Annotated in this window: 20 protein-coding genes; 10 read left to right on the top strand and 10 right to left on the bottom strand. The window is 63.9% G+C overall.

Annotation, left to right across the window (positions count from 1 at the left end):
• The first annotated feature begins 29 nt into the window (after positions 1-29).
• The gene (locus tag GR167_RS04720; protein WP_160972280.1) at positions 30-1,034 is read left to right on the top strand and encodes a GT-B fold glycosyltransferase domain-containing protein; all 1,005 of its coding nucleotides are present in this window, start codon (positions 30-32) and stop codon (positions 1,032-1,034) included.
• 21 nt (positions 1,035-1,055) lie between these two features.
• On the opposite strand, the gene GR167_RS04725 is transcribed toward GR167_RS04720, so the two are convergent.
• Positions 1,056-1,469, bottom strand: a complete 414-nt coding sequence (locus GR167_RS04725; RefSeq protein WP_160972281.1) for a VOC family protein — start codon at positions 1,467-1,469, stop codon at positions 1,056-1,058.
• Positions 1,470-1,571: 102 nt separating this feature from the next.
• Here GR167_RS04725 and GR167_RS04730 point away from each other — a divergent pair, with 102 nt between their 5' ends.
• Positions 1,572-2,864 carry an O-acetylhomoserine aminocarboxypropyltransferase/cysteine synthase family protein gene (locus GR167_RS04730; protein WP_160972282.1) on the top strand — a complete coding sequence of 431 codons (1,293 nt, stop codon included), beginning with the start codon at positions 1,572-1,574 and terminating at the stop codon, positions 2,862-2,864.
• A gap of 189 nt (positions 2,865-3,053) precedes the next feature.
• Positions 3,054-5,600 carry a hypothetical protein gene (locus GR167_RS04735; RefSeq protein WP_160972283.1) on the top strand — a complete coding sequence of 849 codons (2,547 nt, stop codon included), beginning with the start codon at positions 3,054-3,056 and terminating at the stop codon, positions 5,598-5,600.
• A gap of 109 nt (positions 5,601-5,709) precedes the next feature.
• Here GR167_RS04735 and GR167_RS04740 read toward each other — a convergent pair whose 3' ends face one another.
• A complete protein-coding gene (locus GR167_RS04740; RefSeq protein WP_160972284.1) occupies positions 5,710-6,603 on the bottom strand; it encodes a DMT family transporter in 894 nt (297 codons plus the stop codon).
• Positions 6,604-6,967: 364 nt separating this feature from the next.
• On the opposite strand from GR167_RS04740, the gene GR167_RS04745 reads away from it, so the two are divergent.
• On the top strand, positions 6,968-8,509 hold the full coding sequence (locus GR167_RS04745; protein WP_160972285.1) for a hypothetical protein: 1,542 nt from the start codon (positions 6,968-6,970) through the stop codon (positions 8,507-8,509).
• 199 nt (positions 8,510-8,708) lie between these two features.
• Here GR167_RS04745 and GR167_RS04750 read toward each other — a convergent pair whose 3' ends face one another.
• Entirely contained in the window at positions 8,709-9,695 is a 987-nt protein-coding gene (locus tag GR167_RS04750) for an MBL fold metallo-hydrolase (RefSeq protein WP_160972286.1), read from the bottom strand.
• A 145-nt stretch (positions 9,696-9,840) separates the two neighbouring features.
• Here GR167_RS04750 and GR167_RS04755 point away from each other — a divergent pair, with 145 nt between their 5' ends.
• Genes GR167_RS04755 through GR167_RS04765 form a run of 3 tightly spaced genes read left to right on the top strand, consistent with a single transcriptional unit; the run spans position 9,841 to position 11,655 of the window.
• Positions 9,841-10,692 carry a helix-hairpin-helix domain-containing protein gene (locus GR167_RS04755; RefSeq protein ID WP_160972287.1) on the top strand — a complete coding sequence of 284 codons (852 nt, stop codon included), beginning with the start codon at positions 9,841-9,843 and terminating at the stop codon, positions 10,690-10,692.
• Positions 10,693-10,703: 11 nt separating this feature from the next.
• Positions 10,704-11,213: a hypothetical protein gene (locus GR167_RS04760; protein WP_160972288.1), complete on the top strand. Its 510-nt coding sequence runs from the start codon at positions 10,704-10,706 to the stop codon at positions 11,211-11,213.
• Positions 11,206-11,655 carry a hypothetical protein gene (locus GR167_RS04765; protein WP_160972289.1) on the top strand — a complete coding sequence of 150 codons (450 nt, stop codon included), beginning with the start codon at positions 11,206-11,208 and terminating at the stop codon, positions 11,653-11,655. Before GR167_RS04760 ends, GR167_RS04765 begins: the two co-directional genes overlap by 8 nt.
• Positions 11,656-11,668: 13 nt before the next feature.
• Here GR167_RS04765 and GR167_RS04770 read toward each other — a convergent pair whose 3' ends face one another.
• Both GR167_RS04770 and hppD read right to left on the bottom strand, forming a co-directional pair.
• Positions 11,669-12,196, bottom strand: a complete 528-nt coding sequence (locus GR167_RS04770; protein ID WP_160972290.1) for a flavodoxin domain-containing protein — start codon at positions 12,194-12,196, stop codon at positions 11,669-11,671.
• 365 nt (positions 12,197-12,561) lie between these two features.
• Positions 12,562-13,659, bottom strand: coding sequence for a 4-hydroxyphenylpyruvate dioxygenase (hppD, locus tag GR167_RS04775; RefSeq protein ID WP_160972291.1), 1,098 nt, complete (start codon positions 13,657-13,659; stop codon positions 12,562-12,564).
• A 141-nt stretch (positions 13,660-13,800) separates the two neighbouring features.
• Between hppD and GR167_RS04780 the strand changes: the two genes are divergently transcribed.
• Together GR167_RS04780 and GR167_RS04785 are read left to right on the top strand one after the other, a co-directional pair.
• Positions 13,801-14,256: an Lrp/AsnC family transcriptional regulator gene (locus GR167_RS04780; RefSeq protein ID WP_160972292.1), complete on the top strand. Its 456-nt coding sequence runs from the start codon at positions 13,801-13,803 to the stop codon at positions 14,254-14,256.
• A gap of 17 nt (positions 14,257-14,273) precedes the next feature.
• The gene (locus GR167_RS04785) at positions 14,274-16,148 is read left to right on the top strand and encodes a monovalent cation:proton antiporter-2 (CPA2) family protein (RefSeq protein ID WP_160972293.1); all 1,875 of its coding nucleotides are present in this window, start codon (positions 14,274-14,276) and stop codon (positions 16,146-16,148) included.
• Positions 16,149-16,274: 126 nt separating this feature from the next.
• Here the strand turns inward: GR167_RS04785 and cobT are convergent, their stop codons facing one another.
• Positions 16,275-17,288 carry a nicotinate-nucleotide--dimethylbenzimidazole phosphoribosyltransferase gene (gene cobT / locus GR167_RS04790; protein WP_160972294.1) on the bottom strand — a complete coding sequence of 338 codons (1,014 nt, stop codon included), beginning with the start codon at positions 17,286-17,288 and terminating at the stop codon, positions 16,275-16,277.
• Between the two features lie 75 nt (positions 17,289-17,363).
• Between cobT and cobS the strand changes: the two genes are divergently transcribed.
• Positions 17,364-18,125, top strand: coding sequence for an adenosylcobinamide-GDP ribazoletransferase (gene cobS, locus GR167_RS04795; RefSeq protein WP_160972295.1), 762 nt, complete (start codon positions 17,364-17,366; stop codon positions 18,123-18,125).
• A gap of 352 nt (positions 18,126-18,477) precedes the next feature.
• On the opposite strand, the gene GR167_RS04800 is transcribed toward cobS, so the two are convergent.
• From GR167_RS04800 to GR167_RS04815, 4 genes are all read right to left on the bottom strand, one after another.
• Entirely contained in the window at positions 18,478-18,987 is a 510-nt protein-coding gene (locus tag GR167_RS04800; RefSeq protein WP_160972296.1) for a CarD family transcriptional regulator, read from the bottom strand.
• Between the two features lie 291 nt (positions 18,988-19,278).
• Entirely contained in the window at positions 19,279-19,617 is a 339-nt protein-coding gene (gene fdxA / locus GR167_RS04805) for a ferredoxin FdxA (protein ID WP_160972297.1), read from the bottom strand.
• A 52-nt stretch (positions 19,618-19,669) separates the two neighbouring features.
• A complete protein-coding gene (locus tag GR167_RS04810; protein WP_160972298.1) occupies positions 19,670-20,044 on the bottom strand; it encodes an RNA-binding S4 domain-containing protein in 375 nt (124 codons plus the stop codon).
• 43 nt (positions 20,045-20,087) lie between these two features.
• Entirely contained in the window at positions 20,088-22,916 is a 2,829-nt protein-coding gene (locus GR167_RS04815; protein WP_160972299.1) for a helicase-related protein, read from the bottom strand.
• Between the last annotated feature and the right edge of the window lie 7 nt (positions 22,917-22,923).

Below are 22,923 nucleotides of genomic sequence, written 5' to 3' on the forward strand. Positions count from 1 at the left end.
TGAAAAAATGAGGTCAGGGCAGCCCGAGTATGGCCAAGGCGAACGGAAAAATCCAACCTTTCAACATCGTCATCGTCGGTCAGACCAACCGTCTGCAGTACGAGGCGCTGCTGTTCGCCGCCTCGTTCCGGGCCACCAATCCCGATTTCAAAGGGCGCTTCTTCGTCGCCGAACCGCAGCCGGGGCCGCTGTGGCAGGACGACCCGCGGATCACCAACGCCCATGTGCTGGAATTGCTCGATGAATTCGGGGCGGAAATCCTGCCCTTCGAGAACCGTCATTTCGGCCAGAAATACCCCCACGGCAACAAGATCGAAGCGCTGAGCGCCCTGCCCGAGGGCGACCCCTTCGTCTTCTTCGACACTGACACGCTGATCCTTGATGACCTGGCGCAGGTGCCGTTCGATTTCGACCGCCCCTCGGCGTCCAACCGGGTCGAAGGCACCTGGCCCAAGCCGGAACTCTACGGCCCCGGATATACCGGTATCTGGAAATCGCTCTACGACCGGTTCGGGCTGGATTTCGAAAGCTCGCTGGACCTCAGCCAGCCCGACGAATACTGGCGCCGCTATCTCTATTTCAACGCCGGGTTCTTCTATTACAAATGCCCCAAACTGTTCGGCGACCGCTTCGCCGAATACGCGGTGGAGATCCGCACCAACCCTCCGCAAGAACTGGCCTGCCAGTCGCTCAATCCCTGGCTCGACCAGGTCGTTCTGCCGCTTGTCATCCACAGTTTCCGCGGCGGCCGCGATGCGCTGCCCGAGGGATACCTGGACGGTTCACACAGCTGCCATTACCGGCTGCTGCCGATGCTTTACGCCCGCGAAAGCGACAAGGCGGTGGATGTGCTGGAAGAGATCGCCGAACCCAACCGGGTGAAGAAGGTGCTCAAGCAATATGAACCGATCAAGCGCTTCGTCTATCAGAACAAGGGCGAAAAGGCGCGCGCGCTGTTCGACCGGGACAACCTGCCCCGGCGCGAACAGCAAATCCGCCAGACGCTGAAGAAAAACGGGCTCTGGCTGCGCTGAGCCGCGCGCCCTGCCCGTTGCTCAGCTAGCGAAAACCTGATCGAAATCGGCAAAGCCCTTGATCTCGATCGGGTTGCCGGACGGGTCGCGAAAAAACATCGTCCATTGCTCGCCCGGTTCGCCCTCGAACCGGACCGAGGGCGGGATTTCGAAATCGATCCCCGCCGCTTCCAGCCGCTGCGCCAGCTTCTTCCATTCCGGCAGTTCCAGCACCACTCCCAGATGCGGCATCGGCACCATGTGATCGCCCACCTTGCCGGTCGGTGCGGTGGCGAAGGGTTCGCCCAGATGCAGGCTGAGCTGATGGGTGTAGAAATCGAAATCCACCCAGGTATCGGTGCTGCGCCCTTCGCGCGCGCCCAAAAGGCCGGAATAAAATTCCCGCGCAGCATCCAAATCCCGAACGTTATAAGCCAGGTGAAAGGCGGATCGCATATCTTGTTCCCTCGTGTCGCTTAGCCGTTGTGGGCCACAATCGGATGCCCTATCCCTTTTGGCAATACGCATAAATCGGATTGCATTGCAGGAGGAAACCCCATGTCCGACACCCCCAGCTACGGTTTCGACACGTTGCAGATTCACGCCGGCAGCCGGCCCGACCCGGCCACCGGCGCGCGGCAAACGCCGATCTATCAGACCACGGCCTATGTGTTCCGCGACGCCGAACACGCCGCCGCTTTGTTCAACCTGCAAGAGGTCGGATACATCTATTCGCGCCTGACCAACCCGACCGTGGCGGTGCTGCAGGAACGGATTGCGACGATGGAAGGCGGCGTCGGCGCGGTCTGCTGTTCGTCGGGTCACGCGGCGCAGATCATGGCGCTGTTCCCGCTGATGGCGCCGGGGCTGAACGTGGTGGTGTCGACCCGGCTGTACGGCGGTTCGATCACCCAATTTTCCCAGACCATCAAGCGTTTCGGCTGGTCGGCCAAATTCGTCGATTTCGATGACACCGCCGCGATCGAGGCCGCGGTGGATGACAACACCCGCGCGATCTTCTGCGAATCCATCGCCAATCCAGGCGGCTATGTCACCGACCTGCCCGCCGTCGCGGCGGTGGCCGACAAGGTGGGCCTGCCGCTGATCGTCGACAACACCTCGGCCACGCCCTACCTGTGCCGCCCGATCGAACACGGCGCGACGCTGGTGGTGCATTCGATGACCAAGTACCTGACCGGCAACGGCACCGTGACCGGCGGCGTGGTGGTGGATTCGGGCAATTTCAACTGGACCGCCAGCGGCAAGTTCCCGTCGCTTTCCGAACCCGAACCCGCCTATCACGGGCTGAAGTTCCACGAAACCTTCGGGCCGCTGGCCTTCACCTTCCACGGTATCGCCATCGGGCTGCGCGATCTGGGCATGACGCTGAACCCGCAGGCGGCGCATTACACGCTGATGGGGATCGAAACCCTGTCGCTGCGGATGGCCAAGCACAGCGAAAACGCCCAGAAGGTCGCCGAATGGCTGGAATCCAATCCGCATGTGGAAAAGGTCACCTATGCCGGGCTGCAAAGCTCGCCCTATCACGATCGCGCCAAGGCGCTGTTCCCGAAAGGCACCGGCGGGCTGTTCACCGTGGCGCTGAAAGACGGCTATGACGCCTGCGTCAAATTCGTCGGCGCGCTGGACCTGTTCAGCCATGTCGCCAACCTGGGCGACACCCGTTCGCTGGTGATCCACCCGGCCAGCACCACCCACCGCCAGCTGACCGAGGAACAGCAGGTCGCGGCGGGCGCGGGCCCCAACGTGGTGCGGATTTCCATCGGCATCGAAGACGCCGACGACCTGATCCGCGATCTGGGCCAGGCGCTGGACAAGGCTTCGGCCTGATCCCCCCAGCCCCTCTGCACCAAGCCCTCGGACCGGTCCCACCCGCCGGTCCGGGGCGCATCGGCGGTTTTCCCGCAGGAACAAAAGGATAGTTTCGCTTTCCCTTTCCCTGCCGGAGAAGCTGCTCTAAACTCCGCCCGGATCGAAACAACACTCCCGCACTCGGGGAGAGGGTGAAGAAACGAAGCCATGAAGCCGAACTTTGCTTTGACGCTTTCGTTCGAAGGCATTGACCTGTTGCATCGCGTGCCGACGGGCTGGCATCTTGTCGGCTCGGTCCGGTTTGACGATGCCGATCTGACCGGCGCCCTGGCCGGGCTGCGCGAAGCCGCGTTCGGGTTGGAACCGGACGGGCTGACCACCAAGCTGGTCCTGCCCGACGATCAGATCAAATATATCGACGTGGCGACCGACGGCACCGATGCCGACGGCTACGAGGCCCTGGCGCATAAGGCGCTGGAAGGGGCGACGCCCTACGACCTGTCCGAGCTTGCCATCGACTGGGCCGAAAAGGACGGCCGGTTGCATGTCGCCGCCGTCGCCCGCGAAACCCTGGCCGAGGCCGAATCCTTCGCCCATGAGCACCAGTTCAACCCGGTCAGCTTCGTCGCCCAACCGGCCGAGGGTACGTTCGAGGGCGAACCGTTCTTCGGCGGCACCCATGCGGCGACGGAATTGTTCGGCGGCCCGGTCACCCCGGACCGCGACCCGATCAAGGTCATCGGCAAGGCGCAGCCGCCCGAACCGGAAGCCGCGCCCGAACCAGAACCGCAGCCCGAACCCGCAGCGAAAGCGCCAGAACCGGCACCGCTGATCGAGGAAATCGGCGTTCCCAGCTTCGACATCATCGACGCCCCGGAAAAGGCGCCGGAGGCCGCCCCGGAAACGCCCAGCGAACCCGAGGATTACGAAGAGGCCGCCCGGCTGGCGGAACAGGAACTCGGCCCCGGCCGGGACCTGACGCCGGAAGAAGAAGAGATGCTGAAGGCGTTCGAGGCCAAGGAATCCGAACCCGCCGCGCAGCCCGATCTGCCGCTTGCCCCGCCCCCAGCCCCGGCCGCCGAACCCGCTGCAGTGAAAGCGCCCGCGCCGGAAGCAAAGCAAGCCGCTGACGCCCCCGCCCCGTCCTTCTCGACCGTGCGGGCGAAGCGGGACACGGCACCCGACAGCGCGCCGCCGCTCGAAGGCGCTCAGCGCGGCCTCAGCGGCGCATCCGCGGCCCCGGCCCCCGAAGCCCCCGCGCCGAAAGCCTTCGATCCGATCCCGGTGGCGGAAACCAGGGCTGCCGATCCCGAGGCGGCGATGCTCGACATGGCCGACAGCCTGCGCCCGACCGAGGTGCAGGCGCCCGAACGCACCTCCTTGCTCAGCCGGCTCAAGCAGGCCGGCCGCCGCGGCAAAGCCGTACCGCCGCCCGAAACCGAAGCGCAGCGCCTGACCGTCTTCGGCGCCCGCGACAGCAAATCCGTCGGCGGCAAGCCGCGCTTCATGGGGCTGATCCTGACCGCGCTCTTGCTGGTCTTCATGGTGATCATGGCCGCCTGGGCCTCGCTCGGCTCGGACGGGGTGGCGTCGCTGCTGGGCCGCGACACCCCCGACAACATCGCCGAAGTGCTGCCCACCGATACCGTCACCGAAGAGGAACTTGCCGAGGCCGGCACCCCCGCCACCGCCAGCACCGAACCGCCGCTGGAACAGGCCATCGCCCTGCCCGCGCCGGAGCCGGACGCCCCGGTTGAAGCGGAACTGGAACCCGAACCCGACCTGGCCGATAGCCCCGATCCCGCCGCCGCGCCGACACTGCAGGCCTCCGAGGAACGCTATGCCACCACGGGGATCTGGCAGATGGCACCGGAAAGCCCGGCCCTGCCCGGCACATCCGTTTTGGACGACCTCTATGTCGCCTCGATCGATCACCCGGTCATGGGCGTCGATGCCGTCGCCCTGCCCGATCCGCGGCGCATGGACGGCGACGCGGCGCTGGCGCAACCCGCCGATCCGGCCGCCGCGGGGACCAGTTTCGATTTCGACCCGCGCGGTCTGGTCAAGGCCAGCCCCGAAGGATCGATGTCGCCCGACGGCATCCTGATCTATTCCGGCAAACCGCCCGTGACACCGCCGAAGTGGCCGGAACGAGATGAAAGCCGCAACGAAACCAGCGAGTTAGACAACACCCGCCTGGCCGCCATGCGCCCAAAGCCGCGCCCCGACGACCTGATCGAACAGACCGAGCGCAGCAACCTGGGCGGCCGCACCCGGGTCGAACTGGCGGCGCTGCGGCCGCAGTTGCGCCCGGCCAGCGCGCAGGAACAGGCGGCGGTGGATGACACGCCGACGGAACAGGCGGTGGCGGCGTCGCTGAAGCCGAAGAACCGGCCGGAAAATTTCGCCGCCATCGTCGCCAGCGCCGAACAGCAGCCCGAACCCGACCTGCCCACCGGGTCGATTTTCAAGCAGCCGACCGCCCAGCCGGTCCAGCCTTCGCTGCCCAGCAAGGCCTCGGTGGCCCGCCAGGCGACGCTGAAGAACCAGATAAATCTTCATAAAGTCAACCTGATAGGCGTCTATGGCCAACCCAGCGACCGGCGCGCCCTGGTGCGACTGTCCTCGGGGCGGTACAAGAAGGTGCAGGTCGGCGACCGCATCGACGGCGGCAAGGTCGCGGCGATCGGCGACGGCGAATTGAGCTATGTGAAGTCGGGCCGCACCGTCACCTTGAAGATGCCCAAGGGCTGATCCCGACCACCCCTTCCGCTACAGAATTTTGTCGGCATTTGTGGCTTTTGCAGTGCCAAACGGTACGGAAGCCCTGCCCCCGCGCTCAGGGGGCTTCCCCCGCTTCGCCTCAGACCGGTTCGGGCCTTTTGCGGCGTACGGTGGTCAGCAATCCGACCGTCAGCAGCACCAGCGCCAGGACGCTCAGAAGGCTCAGCGTCTCGCCCAGGATCAGCGCGCCCAGCAACCCGCCCACCCCGGGCACCGCCGCGAGGATCGCCGAGGTATTGCCGTTGCCGATGCTGCGCGAGGCATGGGCGATGAAGATCAGCCCCACCAGGTTCGGCACGAAACCCTGGTAGATCGCCTGCAGCAGCAGCGGCTGCAGCGGCGCCTGCGCCAGCCCCGAGGGCAGCCACAAGAACCAGACCGGCAGGTACAGCACCGCGTTGACCACCGTGCCGCAGAAGATCACCTGCATCGCCCCGATCTGCCAGCGTTCGGACAGCAGCACGTAGGAGGAAAAGAACAGCGCCCCCACCACGAAAAGCAGATCGCCGATCCAGGCATCCTGCCCGCCGGTCGCCGCCGCGTCCCAGGCCAGCACCACGGCCGAGACGAGGATCAGCACCGCCCCCAGCACCTGCCGCAACCCGGGCAGCGCGCGAAACAGCACGATGCCGAACAGGATGCTGATCAGCGGCAGCATCCCGTTCATGAAAATCCCGCCATGGGCGGCGGGTGCATAGAGAAAGCCGGAAAAGACGCACAGGATATAGACCGGCCCGAGGATGAAGGAGATCACCGCGATCTGCCCCAGCCGCATCCCGCGCCACGGTTTGTAATAGAGGCTGAGCGGCACCGCGATCAGCGAGGCCAACCCGTAACGCATCGCGGTCAGGTCATAGATCGTCAGCCCGCTCTGATTGGCGATCCGGCTGACGATCAGCCAGAAGGACCAGACGAAAACGATGCTCCAGGCGGCGGCGAAGCCGGTGACTTGCGAAGGGGAGCGTGTGGTCATCTGCGCGGCGCCATGTGTTTTGGGGAAATTGCTGGGGCCTAGCAGTAGGTTGCGGGAGGGGCGGAGACAAGGGGGATTTGGGGGAGAGGTGGCCCCGGGGGGAGGGATGGTTCTGAGCTGTCTTTGAAAGGTAGAACCGCGAAAGACCGCTCTCAGCCCAAGCAAAACACTCGAACCAAGCGCGTAGAAGCCACTGCTGCAGCCACAAAACACTTCCCAAGAGCAGACCTTCGATTTGCTCAGATGGCCAAGGCTATGCTGCGCTGACGCAACCGGCAGGAGGCCAAAATTACAACCATAGGCATCGCATATCGATTTCATCTAGTGTAGTTATTTTTTCCAGGCACTTAGGGAGATTTTTAGTGTGACTGGCAAAATTGGCACGGACCTACTGCAAGAGCTGGCTGAAGTTCAGAACGCCGCAATCTCTCTGGAGCAAGCGATTGAGGCGCACAACTTCCTTCCAGACGACTTCCCAAGGTCTCAGGTTGAATATCTGATAATATCTCTCAGCGGTCTTCCGAATGGATCGTTGGAGGGTGTTCGAGCCCCGTTGGAGCATGCGAGCGTTCGACTTTCAGAGGTCCGGCGCAGGTTTTTCTATCATTCAGATCCCAGCGAACAGGAAGACGAAGAAAACGCTGAGCCTACGCTAGAAAGAGGTGACTCCCTCGATCATCGCTTTGTTTCTCTACTTTCTGCGATTTCCACGGCGCTGGATGCCTACAGAGAGCAAGCTAGAAGCGATTTTGAAACCACCAACACGCACGACTATCTTGAGGTCTTACCGCAACTTGGCTTGAATGCCTCGACCCGCCCACCAATAGCGCGACAAATTGAGCTGTTGGGGGAACTCTCAGGTGACGCAATGTCATCAGATGTGTCCGACGAGCGACACGTTAATAATTTAGGAAGATCAGCAGCGGATGCACGTAATCTTCTAGCGTCAACCAAAGCAGAAGTTGAATCCAAATTCGTTATTCGCGGGTGGCTGCGAACGCTTTCTTCAAAATCCGCTGATGCGCTCAAAGTGCTCCGTATATCAATCGACGCGATCGAAGTTTCTGGTGGCGTAGCCGCCGAATTTTACAAGAAATTCAAAGGAACAATAAGCAGCGTGCGCGACGTCGCAATCGAAGAGTCTAGAGAGTGGCTCCGATTCATTTCTCGACAACTCGAACGGGCTGAGAAGACGCTAAGAGAGACTGGTGAGGAAAAAACGGAACACTCAATCGGCGTGATAAGAGCGATGAGTGGGCAAAAATTAGTCGTGACCGAAGATGATATCCCATTTGCGGTACACCCTCAGGAGCGAGTGCTTCCCGAAATTGGAAGAGTAGTTAGTTTCAATGTCGACATGAGCGACGGAAAGCCTTTGGCGCGGGAAATCAAGGAGAACCTTGATTACCTTGTTCTGAATAAGAAATTTATTAGAGTCGAGGAGGCATACGCCCCCGCAATCAGGATTATTGAGAGTATTGTCGAGAGCTCAAACCTATCTGCCGTTCCGATTTCACACATAGAGCGAAAGACGGTAAGGTCTGGACTGCTGCCAAGCTCATTCTGGAAGTCTATGGGCTATCCAAATCTTGGAAGTTTTGCCGTCTCCGGAGGAAATCTCTTTGCATATCCAGATGATGAGAAACCGGCTTATCTAGGCTCGAAACCCTTTACTATTAGATCGACCTCTAAAGAACTTGTGAAAGAATGGGCTCTCGATTATTTATCTGAGAAGGGAGGGAAGGTGAAGATAGGAGACTTGGCGCAAGCGGCAGCCCTGTATTTTTCTGGGGGTGTTCTTCCCGTCAGGCATCAATTGGGCGGGTTAAAATTTTCCGATATTTTCCTCGAAGACATTAGGTTCGCAGTGGGGCGCGGGATGATTGGATTGACGGATCAGACCTAGGCACGGGCGATGCCGTGCAAGGTATCTTTTGGCGCATAAACCGTTCTGGGACGTTCCATTCTCGGTTAAGCCGCGCCCGGCGATGGGAAGGTCCTGCAGGCATGTCTACTTCGGGCCGGTCGGAGGGGTATTGTGCCCGACAGTCTCAACTTTGCGAAGTCTGCTTTCTGCGCAAAGCCGCCGTTGGACCTATACCCCCTCACCCCCCAACAAACCCCGCCTGAACCTCCGCCGCGAAGCCGGCGCAGTCTCCGCCGTAGCGCGCCGAGTGGTGGAAGGCCGTGACTCGGCGGGCGTGGGCGGCCTTGGCGATTTCTCCGGCGGCAAAGGCGGTCAGGTGGCGGGTGGCTTCGGCCAGGGCGCGGTCGGCGGTGAGGAAATAGGCCTCGATGAACAGTTGGTCGGCGTCGCGGGCCAGATCCGTGATGCGGGCGCGGTTTTGGGCCGTATCGGCGGCATCGGCGACATAGGCGAAATGCTGGCCCCGGCCGGGTTGAAAGGCGTCGCGCAGTTGCGCCAGCGTCACCTGCCCCGCCCCCGGCACCTCGATCGCGTGATCGTCGGGCAAGCCATCGCGCAGCGCCTCTTTCGCCATGTCGATCCAGGGGCCTACGGCCAAGCCCATGCCGTCCAGCAGGTTGCGCCGGACGTTGAAGCGCTGCGCCTGGCGGAAGGCGAAGGCGAGCGAGGGGGTGCCGTGGTCCAGCTCCGTGGCGTGGATTTCGAAGTCGGGTTCGCTGAGCACGATGCCGGGGGGCAGGCCCGGCGGGGACAGGTCGCGGCGGCGGAAGGCGTCGCGGGCGCGGAATTCGGCGGACTCATGGATGGTTTCGCCGTCGAAGCTTTGAACGGTGAGGCGGAAATCGACGGCGTCCTGATCGAGCAGGTTCCAGGTGTAGGAGCCGAGCCGGTTCTGCATCTGGGTGGTGAAGCCCCTGGGCCCCAGCAGGGTCAGCGGGCGCGGCCGGTGCAGCCGCAGCCGCAGCAAGCGGTCTAGCCCGGCGATGTGATCCATATGGGCGTGGCTGACGAAGACGTGGCTGACGCGCAGCAATTCGCGCGCCGACAGCGGCGCGGTGTCGCCCAGATCGAACAGGATCGCCCGGCGGCCGAAATGGAAATCCAGGTAGAGCCCCGGATCGCCGGTGGGATCGTTGATCAGGCGGGGCTGCACGAGAACGCTCATCGCGGGGCGGGTCCTTTCGCGGGGTATCTGGCCGGGATTTGACCGAGGATAGGAGGACGTCGGCGGCAAGGGAAGCCGCGGCGATTTACATGGCGGGCGGGGCTGTTAGTCTGATCGCGGCCATTCCGGCCAGCTTGGGGGCGCCATGGCACAAGGGTTGTCGCGCGAACAGATCGCGGATCGATTGGACGAAGCGGGCGAACTGCTGGAGGCGCAGGGCGCGAACCGGTTTAGGGTGCGCGCTTACCGGGTGGCGGCCGACACGGTACGGCAGTTGGCGGAGGACCCGGCGGAGATATTGGCACGGGAAGGCTTCGACGGGCTGGTGAAGCTGCCGGGGATCGGCGAGCGGCTGGCCCGCGCGATCGACGAGATGTCCTATACCGGCCGCTGGGTGCAGCTGGAACGGATGCGCGGCGAGGCGGAGCCGGAGGAATTGTTCCAGGCCATTCCGGGCGTCGGCCCCGACACCGCGCGGCGCATCCATGACGCGCTGCATGTGGACACGCTGGAGGCGCTGGAAATCGCTGCCCATGACGGCAGCCTGGAGGACGTGCACGGCATCGGGCCGCGCAAGGCGGCGGCGATCCGGGCGTCTTTGTCGGCGATGCTGGCGCGGCGGTCGCGGCGCGGCGAGGAGGAACACGAGGAACCGCCCGTCGCGGCATTGCTGGAGGTCGACCGCAGTTACCGGCAGCAGGCCGGGGCGGGCAGCCTGCGGACGATCGCGCCGCGCCGGTTCAACCCCGACGGCGAGGCCTGGCTGCCGATCCTGCACGAGGAACGCGACGGCTGGGATTTCACCGCGCTTTATTCCAACACCGCGCTGGCGCATGACCTGGGGCGGACCCGCGACTGGGTGGTGATCTATTTCGCCAGGCCCGGCGGGCGCGAACATGTGCGCACGGTGGTCACCGAAACCCACGGGCCGCTGGAAGGGTCGCGCGTGGTGCGCGGCCGCGAGGCGGACTGCCGGGCGCATTATTTCGACGGCTGAGCGGGGACTGAATGTTGCGGATCATGTCCAGGATTTTCGGCAAAGACGGGCCCCGGCATGGCGCGGGAGGGCGGGAGATGCCGCAATGGGTCCTGCAAAGGAAACCGGGGCATCCGGGGTCCCCCATGACTGCGGTTTGTACCGAGCGAGACGCATTCGTGCTTCTGAAGTCTCCGGACCAGAGAACGGAGCAACCCGCGAAAGTTCTGGTCAAGATCGGCGACCACGCGGTGGCGTTTCGGGGAACGCCTGAGGCGTTGTGGCTCAGGCCGTTTCCCGACCGGCTGGAACTGGTCATCGACGAGGCCGGCGTCTGGTTCCGGCATTACCTGGAGGAATACACGGTCGCGCCGAGCAAGTTCAAAAACCGCGCCGAGCAGAGGATGTTTCTGAAGGTCCTGAAAGAGGGACTTTTTCATCAGGCCAGCATGGGGAGAGATGGCATTACGCGGCCCATTGTTCCGGTTTTCACCAAAAATTTCAGAAAGAAACTGAGGTCGGGGGCTTATATCGGTGGGTGAAGACGATTGGGTCCTGCAAAGGAAACCGGGGCATCCAGGATATCCTCTCACCGCTGTTTGTGCCGCGCGTGATGCCTTGGTGTTTCTGATGAGGCCGGACCAGAGAACGGAGGATCCTGCGAGAGTTCTGGTCAAGATCGGCGACCATGCGATGGCGTTTCGGGGAACTCCGGAGGCGCTGTGGCTTGTGACATCGGGTGACCGGCGAGAACTGGTCATCGACGAGGCCGGGGTCGGGTTCCGGCATTACCTGGAGGAGTACACGGCGGCGCCGAGCAAGTTCAGGAACCGGGCCGAGCAGCGGATGTTTCTGAAGGTCCTGGAAGAGGGCCTTTATCAGTATCATTCCCCCGATGGGAGTCATAACCGCAAACCAATCGTGCCGATTTTTACCAAGAATTTCAGGAAGAAGTTGTTGTTGGGGGCTTATATCGGTCGGTAAGCCGCGCTGGTTCTCACGCCCCCAACCACTCCCCGACCAAGGCGTCGAGCCCGGGCCAGTCGGTATAATCTTTGTCCTGGTCCAGGTCGGCCTCCGGGTCCTTCTTGCCCAGGATGCGGCGCATGGCGAAGCGGGTGAAGACGTCATACTGCGACGGCAGGTAGGCGCCCGCGATCTGTTCGACCCGGCCCGGGGTCCAGCCGGTGGCGTCCTGGAAATCGGCGAGGATCTTGTCGAGCCCGCGCCAGTCCTCGGCGTCGTGGCCGGCGGCGGCGAGCGAGACCGAGAGGAACAGCGACGGCTTTTCGCCCAGCTTTGCTGCATATTTCGCCGCGAATTCGGAGATGCCGCGCTGGTAATGGCCGACATGGATCGAGGCGGCGAGGATTGTGCGGTCGAAGCGGGACAGGTCGATGTCGTCGGCATCGTCGATCCGGGCCAGTTCGACCATGTGGCCCATATCGGCGATCCGGTCGGCGACATGGCGGGCGATCCTGCGGGTTTGGCCTTCGGTGGTGGCGTAGCTGACCAGAACTTTCATGACGTCCCTCCTGTGCAGTTCACGGGGAGGAATAACGCGGGCACGCGCCGGGCGCATTGATGCGGGTCAAATGGGGGAATTCGGAGGCCCGGCGCTATCCGGAACGAACCAGAGGGCCGCGCCCTCCCTCGGGTGGGCGCTCCGACATTTCGCAGGCAGCGCTTTATCCCGACGCCCCGGACGACGCCTGAACATGCCGCGCCATCACCAATGCGCCCTCCCAAGGGGGAGGGAGGGCGCGGCCCGGCGGCGCGATGCGCCGCTGTTCGGGCCAAATCCGCTACCGAAACAGGCCCGGCGATAAAAAAGCCCGGCACGTGGCCGGGCTTTCTCGGGTCAGCAAAGAATACGCTTGAAGGGAGCGCTCACTCGGCGGCCTGAATCTCGCCGCTTTCGATCTGTTCGCGTTCGATGGATTCGAACAGCGCCTTGAAGTTGCCTTCGCCGAAGCCGTCGTCGCCCTTGCGCTGGATGAATTCGAAGAAGATCGGCCCGATCACGGTTTTCGAGAAGATCTGCAGCAGGATCCTGGTTTCGCCGCCATCGACCACGCCTTCGCCGTCGATCAGGATGCCGTGTTTCTTCATCCGCTCGATCGGTTCGTCGTGATCATGAACCCGGGTTTTCGACAGGTCGTAATAGGCGTCGTTGGGGCCGGGCATGAACTTGATGCCGTTATCCGCGATGGCGTCGGTCGAATTGTAGATATCGTCGGACCCGACCGCGATATGCTGGATGCCTTCGCCCTTGTATTTCTTCAGATAGCTGACGATCTGGCCGGTTTCGCCGCGGTCTTCGTTGATCGGGATGCGGATGCGGCCGCAGGGCGAGGTCAGGGCGCGGGAAAACAGCCCGGTGAACTTGCCCTCGATATCGAAGAAGCGGATTTCGCGGAAGTTGAACAGGTCGCCGTAGAACTTGAACCACTTGTCCATGTTGCCCTTGAACACGTTGTGGGTCAGGTGGTCGAGGTAATAGAAACCGACGCCCTTGGGCTTCGATTGGCACAACCAGTCGAATTCTTCGTTATAGGGCGAGGTGTCGTGATACTGGTCGGTGAAATAGATCAGCGATCCGCCGATGCCCTTGATCGCGGGCCAGTCCAGCGTCTTGTCGTCCCCTTCATAGGGTTCGGCGCCCATCTTCACCGCGTGATCGAAGGCGTGCTGCGCGTCCACCACGCGCCAGCCCATCGCCGGGGCGCAGGGGCCGTGTTCCTCGACGAACTTGCTGGCGAAGCTGCCGGGTTCGTCGTTGAGGATGTAGGTGATGTCGCCCTGCTGCCAAAGTTCCACGTTCTTGGTCTTGTGCTTGGCGACCTTTGCGTAGCCCATCTTGGTGAACAACTCGCGCAGCTCATCGGCGTTGGGATGGGCGAATTCGACGAATTCGAACCCGTCGGTGCCGGCCGGGTTTTCGGGGCTGATCTTGGCTTGCGGGGCGTCGTGCGGGAAAGGTCCCATGCGCGTGTTCTCCTGTTGGGGTCATTGTTGTGTTAAAGATACAGGCAGATGGGGCGGGAATTTGCGCATTCTTCATGTGATTTCGCGGTTGCCATGCGCGTTTGTCGCATTAGTTTGAAGAAAAACGGTGAAAACGCGCATATGCTTGATGAAACGGATCAGCGGCTGCTGGCCGCGCTGCAAAAAAACGCCCACCTGACCGCGCAGGAGCTGTCGGAGATGCTGAACCTGTCGGCCAGCCAGGCCGGGCGGCGGCGGCAGCGGCTGGAGGCGGAGGGCTATATCGTCAATTACGCCGCCCGGCTGGACCCGAAGCGGCTGGGGCTGAACGTGCAGGCCTTCGTGCAGGTGCAATTGGGCACCCACGGGCCGGACCAGGCGAAAAGCTTCGCCAGCCTGATCGGGCGGCGCCCCGAGGTGATCAGCGCCTGGACCCTGACCGGCGATGCCGATTACCTGCTGCGGGTCTATTGCGCCGATCTGAGCGCGCTCAACCAGCTGATCCACGAAGTATTGCTGCCCCACCCCGCCGTGTCCCGCGTTCAAAGCCAGATCGTGATGGACCAGTTCAAACAAGACGCCCCCCTGCCGACCTGAAAGGCCGACCCTAGATCATGCACGAGTTTCTTTTTGCCGCTTCCATCTACCTTCTTGCCGCCGTGATCGCGGTGCCGCTTGCCGCCCGGCTGGGGCTGGGATCGGTGCTGGGATACCTGACGGCGGGGATCATCATCGGCCCGGTATTGGGTCTGGTGGGCGCGGAAACCCGCGACCTGCAGCATTTCGCGGAATTCGGCGTCGTCATGATGCTGTTCCTGATCGGGCTGGAACTGGAACCGCGCGCGCTGTGGGACATGCGGCACAAGCTGATCGGGCTTGGCGGGCTGCAGGTGGGGCTGACCACGGCGGCGATGATGGCGCTGTCGATGGGGCTGGGGCTGGAATGGCGCCCGGCGCTGGCGGTGGGGCTGATCTTCGCGCTGTCCTCGACCGCGATCGTGCTGCAGACCCTGTCGGAAAAGGGGCTGATGCAGACGGGCGGTGGGCGGTCGGCGTTTTCGGTCCTGCTGACGCAGGATATCGCGGTGATCCCGATGCTGGCGCTGCTGCCGCTGCTGGCGCTGTCGCCGGCGGTCAGCATCCAGCAAGACGGGTCGATCGCGCGCGGCGGCGATCACGCCGAGGAGGCGCATAACGCGCTGTCGCTGGTCGAGGGATTGCCGGGCTGGGGCGTGACGCTGGTCACGCTGGGCGCGGTGGCGGTGATCATCCTGGCGGGGATTTTCCTGACGCGGCCGCTGTTTGCCTTCATCCACCACGCGCGGCTGCGCGAGATGTATACCGCGCTGGCGCTGCTGATCGTGCTGGGGATCGCGCTGGTGATGACCTCGGTCGGGCTGTCGCCCGCGCTTGGCACCTTCCTGGCGGGGGTGGTCCTGGCCAACAGCGAATTCCGCCACGAGCTGGAAAGCGATATCGAGCCGTTCAAGGGGCTTTTACTGGGCCTGTTCTTCATCACCGTGGGCGCGGGCATCGATTTCGAGGTCTTGCTGCGCGAACCGATGGACCTGATCGGGCTGACGCTGACCGTGCTGCTGGTCAAGGGGGCGATCCTGTACCTGCTGGCACTGCTGTTCCGGCTGAAGGGGCGCAGCAAGTGGCTGTTCACCCTGTCGCTGGCGCAGGCAGGGGAATTCGGCTTCGTGCTGCTGTCCTTTTCGCGCCAGCAGGACGTGTTGCCCGGCGGGCTGGTCGACCGGCTGTCGCTGGTGGTGGCGCTGTCGATGCTGGCGACGCCCTTGTTGTTCATCATCTACGACCTGCTGTCGAAAACCATCGGCGAGGGCGACAAGCCCGACCCGGACGAGATCGACGAACAGGGGCCGGTGATCATCGCCGGGATCGGCCGGTTCGGACAGATCGTCAACCGGCTGGTGCAGTCGAGCGGGTTCAAGACGGTGGTTCTGGACCACGACATGGACACGATCCGGCTGATGCGGAAATTCGGCTTCAAGGGATTCTTCGGCGACCCGACCCGGCCCGAGCTGTTGCACGCGGCGGGGCTCAGGCAAGCGCGGGTTCTGGTGGTGGCGCTGGACGATCCGGCGGCGGCGGCGCGGCTGGTGGCGTTTGCCCGGCGCGAGAGGCCGGACCTGCATATCATCGCGCGGGCCCGCGACCGCACCCATGTGTTCCAGCTTTACGCCGCCGGGGCCAACGACATCGTGCGCGAAACCTTCGACAGCAGCTTGCGCGCCGGGCGTTACGTGCTGGAAAACATCGGGCTGACCGAGTTCGAGGCGGCGGAGGCCGAGAAGGTGTTTTACCACCACGACCGGGTGGCGATCCGCGAACTGGCGCAGGTCTGGGACCCGAAAATCCCCTCGGCGCAGAACCCGGCCTATGTGAAACGGGCGCGGCAGCTGGACAAGGACCTGGAAACCGCGCTGCTGTCGCAGCTGGAAAAGCGCGAGGCCGAAGGGGACTGACGCGCGCCCGCGCGGGCGCGCCTTTCCCGGGCCATAGCCCGGGAAAGAGGGGGCGCTGCCCCCGCCGTTGAAAATCCTTTGGATTTTCAACGACTCCCCCGGGATATTTATGAACAGAAGAAGAGCTTAGGCGTCGGAGACGCCTGCCTCGGCGAAAGTGGCCATGCCGGAATGGCAGGCGATCGCGCCTTTCAGCACGCCGATGGCGAGCGCGGCGCCCGAGCCTTCGCCGAGGCGCAGGCCGAGGGAAAGCAGCGGGTCCTTGCCGAGCTTTGCGAGCAGCGCCTGATGCGCCGCCTCGGCGCTGGCATGGCCCGCGACGCAATGATCGAGCGCACCCGCCTCGGTCGCCTGCAGGCAGGCGGCGGCGGCACAGCAGATGAAGCCGTCGAGGATCACCGGGATACGCAAGGCGCGGGCACGGGCGATGGCCCCGGCCATCGCCGCCACTTCGCGCCCGCCGAGACGGCGCAGCAGTTCGATCCCGTCGCCCTTCCCGCCATGCAGCGCGACCGCTTCGGCCACCACGCGGGTCTTGTTGGCGAGCCCCGCATCGTCGACGCCGGTGCCGCGGCCGGTCCAGTCATCCGCCGCACCGCCGTAAAGCGCATGCGCGATGGCCGCCGCCGAGGTGGTGTTGCCGATGCCCATTTCGCCGGCGACCAGCAGGTCGGTGTGCTCGCTCACCGCGTTCCAGCCGGTGAGCAGCGCCTCGGTGAGTTCAACCTCAGTCATCGCCGGGCCTTGAGTGAAATCCGCCGTCGGCGTGTCGAGCGACAACGCGTGCACCCCCAGCGAGGCGCCGAAAGCGTTCGACAGCTGGTTGATCGCGGCGCCGCCATGCTGGAAATTCAGCACCATCTGTTCGGTCACCTCTGCCGGGAAGGCCGAGACGCCCTGCGCCGTCACCCCGTGATTGCCCGCGAAGATCACCACCTGCGGCGCGGCCAGCTGCGGCCGCGGATTGCCGCGCCAGCCGGCATACCAGATCGCCAGGTCCTCCAACCGACCGAGCGCCCCCGGCGGCTTGGTCAGCTGGCCGTTGCGCGCCTCCGCGTCCTTGCGGGCGCTTTGATCGGCGGCAGGGGCTTGGGCCAGAAGCGCGCGGAAGTCGTCGAGGGTCTGGAAGGCTTGGGTCATCGTGGGGTCCTTTTTCCTTTGTTGCCTGTTTATCCCAATGTTATCGGGGGGCAAGGAATAGATTGGGCCCATTCGATGCACGAAAACGACACGGCCGGAACGGCGCTGCGGGATATGGCGGTGGCGGTGGGGTTGCTGACCCGGCTGCCGCTGCGCCTGTCCGATGGGGCTTATGCGCGCGGCGCGCGGGCCGCCTGGGCCTATCCGCTGGCCGGGGGGATTGTCGGCGCGGTGGCGGCGGTTGTGGCTGCCGTGGCGCTGTGGCTGGGGCTGTCGGTTGAACCTGCGGCTTTGCTGGTGTTGCTGGCGCTGGTGATGGTCACCGGGGCGATGCACGAGGACGGGCTGGCCGATAGCGCCGACGGGTTCTGGGGCGGCTGGACCCGCGAACGGCGGCTGGAAATCATGAAGGACAGCCATATCGGGTCCTATGGCGTGATCGCGCTGATCCTGTCGCTGGCCGCGCGCTGGTGGGGGCTGTCGGTGCTGCTGGGGCAGGACGGCGGGCTGTGGGCGCTGGTGGGCGTTGCGGCGCTGTCGCGGGCGGGGATGCCGGTGCTGATGGCTTGGTTGCCCAATGCGCGCGACGGCGGGTTGTCGAAGGCGCAGGGGCGGCCCGAGGCGCGGGTGACGCTAATCGGATGCGGCGTGGCCTTGGCGGTGGCGGTTTTGTGCACCGGCTGGGCGGCGGTCGGGCTGGCGGTTCTGGCGGCGCTGGCGGTGGCCGGGGTTGGGCTGTTGGCCAAGGCCAAGATCGGCGGGCAGACCGGGGATGTGCTGGGGGCCAGCCAGCAGGTTTGCGAAGTGGTGCTGTTGCTGGCGCTGAGCGTTTCCTGAAGGGAAGTGTGCCGGGCTGAAGCCCGGCCTACGGGCAGGCGGTGGATCATGGCTCTGCCCGGTTGAAAGCAGGCAGACCGGGCAGCGGCCGACCGCGGGTGGGCGCACATACCTGTGTGGTTGGCAGTTTATCGTGCCGCCACTTCCACCGCTTTAGTATCGCTCAGACAGTGAAGAAGCGCCCGCCCGGGGGGCGGTCGGGCGCTGCCCGGCGGCGCAGAGCGCCGCTATTCGGGCTGGATCCTGTATTCGGATCGGGCTGGCTCGTGTAATCGAGCGGATGCCCCACCCAGCCAAAGAAAAAGCCGCGTTCCCGAAGGAACGCGGCCTTTCATTTCCAGATGCCCGGCGCTTAGGCGGCGCGCGATACCAGAACGTCGTCGACCTTCTTGGCGGCGGCCACTTCATCCCCGCCCGACACGGCGGCGACTTCACGGGTCAGCCGTTCCAGAGCGGCCTCGTAGAGCTGACGCTCGGAATAGCTCTGTTCGCGCTGATCGTCGGTGCGGTGCAGGTCGCGCACCACTTCGGCGATGGCGATCAGGTCGCCCGAGTTGATCTTCTGTTCGTATTCCTGGGCGCGGCGCGACCACATGGCGCGTTTCACCTTGGCCTTGCCCTTCAGGGTCTTCATCGCCTGGCTCACCACGTCGGGGGACGACAGCGACCGCATGCCGATCTCGGTGGCCTTGTTGGTGGGAACCCGCAGGGTCATCTTGTCCTTTTCGAAGGAGATCACGAAAAGTTCCAGCTTGATGCCGGCGATTTCCTGTTCCTCGATCGACATGATCTGACCGACACCATGTGCCGGGTACACCACGTAATCGTTCGGGCTGAATTCAGATTTCTTCGTTTTGCTCATGCAATCCTTCCTCGCAAGGACGGCCGAACCGGAGCGACAAAAATCCCGGCGAGGTATCACGATACGCTCGTCTTTTGGAAAAATGGCGCAAAATAATCTCACCGCTGGCAGATGCGCGGGAAGATCAGGTCAGGCAGTCTTCGTCATGTATTTGTCTTATACCACAAAAATCGCCTTTTCGGAAGCGCCCGCATCGGGGCTCCCTGTGAATCTGGGCAGGATTCAGCCGTAAAACGGCGATTTTTTACCGAATGGACGCAATTTCGCGCCTAAACGGGCGAATCAGCCGGCTCAGTTGCCTTCGCCGGGCTTTTCCGAGAAGTATTTGTTCACCTTGTCCGGCTCGCCGTCGCGTTCTTCATAGCCCGGCAGCGGGTCTTTCTTTTCGATGATGACCGGCCAGAGTTCGGAATATTTGCGGTTGAACTCGACCCATTTTTCCATTTCCGGCTCGGTGTCCGGGCGGATCGCGTCGGCGGGGCATTCCGGTTCGCAGACGCCGCAATCGATGCATTCATCCGGGTGGATCACCAGCATGTTCTCGCCTTCATAGAAGCAGTCCACCGGGCAGACTTCCACACAGTCGGTGTATTTGCAGGCGATGCAGTTATCGATCACGACGTAAGTCATATCAGTCTCTCATCTTTACAACGTGTTGAAGGAGTTAAATCAGCCCCCCCGATCATTCAAGCTCCCGCGTGCGATCAAGGTCGATCTTTCGCCGATCGCGCTTGGTCGGACGCCCCTTGCCTTCGAAACGCGGCGCCGGCGGAACGTCGTCCTTCGGTTCGCTCAGATCGGTATAGAGCGCCTGTGCCTCGGGGGCCGGTCCGCGCCGTTCGCCGAGGGCCTCGATCCGCACCACGCGGATGGCGCTGCCCTGCGGGAAGGTCAGCACGTCCCCTGCCCCGACGGCTTGCGCAGGCTTCGACACCTTGGCGCTGTTGACCCGGACATGACCGCCCGAAACGATCTTGGCGGCGAGGCTGCGCGTTTTGAAAAAACGCGCATGCCACAGCCACTTATCCAGTCTCAGCTTCGGTTTCGCTTCGCTCACGCGGCCCCCTTGCGCCGGGGTGTCAACCGGGGTTTCAACGGGCTCAGGATTTGTCCTTCAGCCCCATCAGCGCGGCGGCGAAGGGGTTGTCCGGATCGATCGGCTTGTCCTTCTTGGGCGGCCGGGCCTCGAAGCTCTTGGCGCCTTTCGGACCGCCACGGGGCTTGCCGTCACGCGGCTTGCCCTTGCCGCGCGGCTTGCCGCCGGGCTTGGCCTGGCCACGGTCGGGCTGACCGCGCCCCTTGCCGCGATTGCGCGGCCCCTGCGACCGTCGGCCCCAGGTGAAGGTGTAGAAGACCTCGATTTCCGGCTCGCCCTCGGCGGGCTGCGATTCGGCCGCCTCGGGCGCCGCGACCGCTTCGGGAGCGGCAACCTCTTCCGGCTTCGCTTCTTCCTGCGGGGCCTCTTCCGGCGCTGCCGCTTCGGCCTCGGCCGGGGCTTCTGCCACTTCCGCTTCCGCAGCCTCTGCCGGGGCTTCCTCGGCGGCGATCGGTTTGACCTTCTCGCGCTCGCCCTTTTCGGCGTTGTAGCCCAGCCCCTGCATCAGGTCGGCGAACTGTTCCAGCGTCATGCCGGTGATCGACAGCATGTCGGGCTTGGCCTCGAAACCGCCGCGGCTGTCCTCGGCGCGCAGCAGGTCGGCCAGACGTTCCAGCATGTCGATGCGGATCGCGCGTTCGCCCGCAACGCGGTAGCCCGACATGGTGTCGTAGCCTTCCGGCGCGTGGGTGTCGGTCGGCACGGTGACCAGGCCCGGCGGCGGCGCTTCGGGGAACACGTCAAGCCCGTTGGCCAGCGACCACAGCACCAGGCGCAGACGGGTCGGCGCCGGTTTCAGCAGCAGCGGCATGAAGATGGTGAACTGGCCAAAGCGGATGCCATGCTTGCGCAGCGCGCCGCGGGCGTCCTGATCCAGCGCCTTGACCTCGTCGGCCACGGCCGCGCGCGGGATGATGCCCAAGCTTTCGACCATGCGGAAAGCGAAACCGCGCGCCAGCCCGGTCAGTTCCTCGTCCCGGCCGAGCGCCAGCAGCGGTTCGAACAGGGCCGCGATCTTGCGGTCGATGAAATGCTGCAGACGGCGCTGCACCTTCTGGGCGACGTCCGAGCCCGCTTCTTCGTCGACGAAGGCTTCGACCTGGGGTTTCAGCGGCTCGGGTCCGGGGACCAGCTTGCCCACCGCTTCGGTGCCCCACATCAGGCCGCCCTGTTCGGTGAAGTCGATTTCGGTATCGGGGGCGTTGTAGAACCGGTCGGCCCGCAGATTGAAATGCGGCGCCAAGGCCTGCATGCTGGCCTGACGCAATGTCTTGGCCTCCTGACCTGACGCGTCCTTGTCCTGACGGAAACGGAACCCTTCCAGACGACCGACGAATTCGCCTTCGACGGTCACTTCACCCTGATCATTCACTTCGGCCAAAAGGGCCTCCTTCTGTTTGAGCCGGCGCAGCAACACGGATGTGCGCCGGTCCACAAATCTTTGCGTCAGACGTTCATGCAGAGCGTCCGACAACCTGTCTTCTACCGCGCGGGTTTCGCCGCGCCAATGGCTTTCGTCATCGACCCAGCCCGATCTTTGCGCGACATATGTCCACGTGCGAATAAATGCGAGACGTTTCGACAATGTGTCAATGTCGCCATCGGTTCTATCTATCCGCTGTATCCTTTGTGCCAGCCAATCGTTGGGAACCCGCCCCTTTTCGTGCAGGAATGCGTAAATATCTTCCAGCATCGCGGCGTGTTCGGCGTGGCTGATGCCGCGGAAGTCGGGAATCCGGCAGACATCCCACAGCAATTTCACCGACGGCCCGTCGCTGGCGCGCGCCCGGATCTCGGCCACCTGGTTCAGCGCCTTGAGCGCCATCAGGTCGTCGGCGTCGCGCGATTTCATCAGCAGTTCGTGGTCGGGCGCCTTTTCCAGCGAATAGATCAGCGCCTCGACCGAACCGAATTGCAGCGCCGCGTTGCGCCAGTTCAGTTTGCGCACCGGCGCGAAGCGGTGATCCATGATGGCGCGGGCGACTTCGTCGTCCAGCGGCGGAGCTTCGCCGGTGACGCCGAAGGTGCCGTCGGACATGCCGCGCCCGGCGCGGCCGGCGATCTGGGCCAGTTCGTTGGGCATCAGGAAGCGCATCCGCCGCCCGTCGAATTTGGTCAGCGAGGAAAAGGCGACATGGTTGATGTCGAGGTTGAGCCCCATGCCGATAGCATCGGTCGCCACCAGATAATCGACATCGCCGTTCTGATACAGCGCCACCTGCGCGTTGCGGGTACGTGGGGACAGCGCGCCCATGACGACCGCCGCCCCGCCCTTCTGGCGGCGCAGCAGTTCGGCGATGGCATAGACGTCTTCGACCGAAAACCCGACGATGGCGCTGCGCGGCTTCATCCGGCTGGTTTTGCGCGACCCGGTATAGGTCAGCTGCGACATCCGTTCGCGGCGGATGAATTCGACGCCGGGGACCAGCTGCGCGATCGGGCCGCGCATCGAATCCGACCCCAGGAACAGGGTTTCATGCAGGCCGCGCGCCCGCAGCAGCCGGTCGGTGAAGACATGGCCACGTTCGGGATCAGCGCAGAGCTGGATTTCGTCGACAGCCAGGAAATCGCAGCCCATGCCCTCGGGCATCGCTTCGACCGTGCAGACCCAGTACTGGGCGCGGTCTGGCACGATGCGTTCCTCGCCGGTGACCAGCGCCACCACCGAAGGACCGCGCAATTCGACGATCTTGTCGTACACTTCACGCGCCAGCAGCCGCAGCGGCAGGCCGATGATGCCCGTGCGGTGCGCCAGCATGCGTTCGATGGCATAGGTGGTCTTACCGGTATTCGTCGGTCCGAGAACCGCCGCGATCCGGGCATTCTGGGCCATGGGCCGT

The organism is Thalassovita mangrovi (assembly GCF_009857745.1).
Lineage (GTDB): Bacteria > Pseudomonadota > Alphaproteobacteria > Rhodobacterales > Rhodobacteraceae > Thalassobius > Thalassobius mangrovi.

What these genes read in the sequence shown, in the direction of transcription:
- cobS (WP_160972295.1), top strand. Translation starts at nt 17,364, where the DNA reads ATGCACGAAAACGACACGGCCGGAACGGCGCTGCGGGATATGGCGGTG.
- GR167_RS04760 (WP_160972288.1), top strand. Translation starts at nt 10,704, where the DNA reads ATGTTGCGGATCATGTCCAGGATTTTCGGCAAAGACGGGCCCCGGCAT.
- GR167_RS04750 (WP_160972286.1), bottom strand. Translation starts at nt 9,695, where the DNA reads ATGAGCGTTCTCGTGCAGCCCCGCCTGATCAACGATCCCACCGGCGAT.
- cobT (WP_160972294.1), bottom strand. Translation starts at nt 17,288, where the DNA reads ATGACCCAAGCCTTCCAGACCCTCGACGACTTCCGCGCGCTTCTGGCC.
- GR167_RS04770 (WP_160972290.1), bottom strand. Translation starts at nt 12,196, where the DNA reads ATGAAAGTTCTGGTCAGCTACGCCACCACCGAAGGCCAAACCCGCAGG.
- GR167_RS04720 (WP_160972280.1), top strand. Translation starts at nt 30, where the DNA reads ATGGCCAAGGCGAACGGAAAAATCCAACCTTTCAACATCGTCATCGTC.
- GR167_RS04735 (WP_160972283.1), top strand. Translation starts at nt 3,054, where the DNA reads ATGAAGCCGAACTTTGCTTTGACGCTTTCGTTCGAAGGCATTGACCTG.
- GR167_RS04800 (WP_160972296.1), bottom strand. Translation starts at nt 18,987, where the DNA reads ATGAGCAAAACGAAGAAATCTGAATTCAGCCCGAACGATTACGTGGTG.
- fdxA (WP_160972297.1), bottom strand. Translation starts at nt 19,617, where the DNA reads ATGACTTACGTCGTGATCGATAACTGCATCGCCTGCAAATACACCGAC.
- GR167_RS04730 (WP_160972282.1), top strand. Translation starts at nt 1,572, where the DNA reads ATGTCCGACACCCCCAGCTACGGTTTCGACACGTTGCAGATTCACGCC.
- GR167_RS04780 (WP_160972292.1), top strand. Translation starts at nt 13,801, where the DNA reads ATGCTTGATGAAACGGATCAGCGGCTGCTGGCCGCGCTGCAAAAAAAC.
- GR167_RS04785 (WP_160972293.1), top strand. Translation starts at nt 14,274, where the DNA reads ATGCACGAGTTTCTTTTTGCCGCTTCCATCTACCTTCTTGCCGCCGTG.
- GR167_RS04755 (WP_160972287.1), top strand. Translation starts at nt 9,841, where the DNA reads ATGGCACAAGGGTTGTCGCGCGAACAGATCGCGGATCGATTGGACGAA.
- GR167_RS04725 (WP_160972281.1), bottom strand. Translation starts at nt 1,469, where the DNA reads ATGCGATCCGCCTTTCACCTGGCTTATAACGTTCGGGATTTGGATGCT.
- hppD (WP_160972291.1), bottom strand. Translation starts at nt 13,659, where the DNA reads ATGGGACCTTTCCCGCACGACGCCCCGCAAGCCAAGATCAGCCCCGAA.
- GR167_RS04815 (WP_160972299.1), bottom strand. Translation starts at nt 22,916, where the DNA reads ATGGCCCAGAATGCCCGGATCGCGGCGGTTCTCGGACCGACGAATACC.
- GR167_RS04740 (WP_160972284.1), bottom strand. Translation starts at nt 6,603, where the DNA reads ATGACCACACGCTCCCCTTCGCAAGTCACCGGCTTCGCCGCCGCCTGG.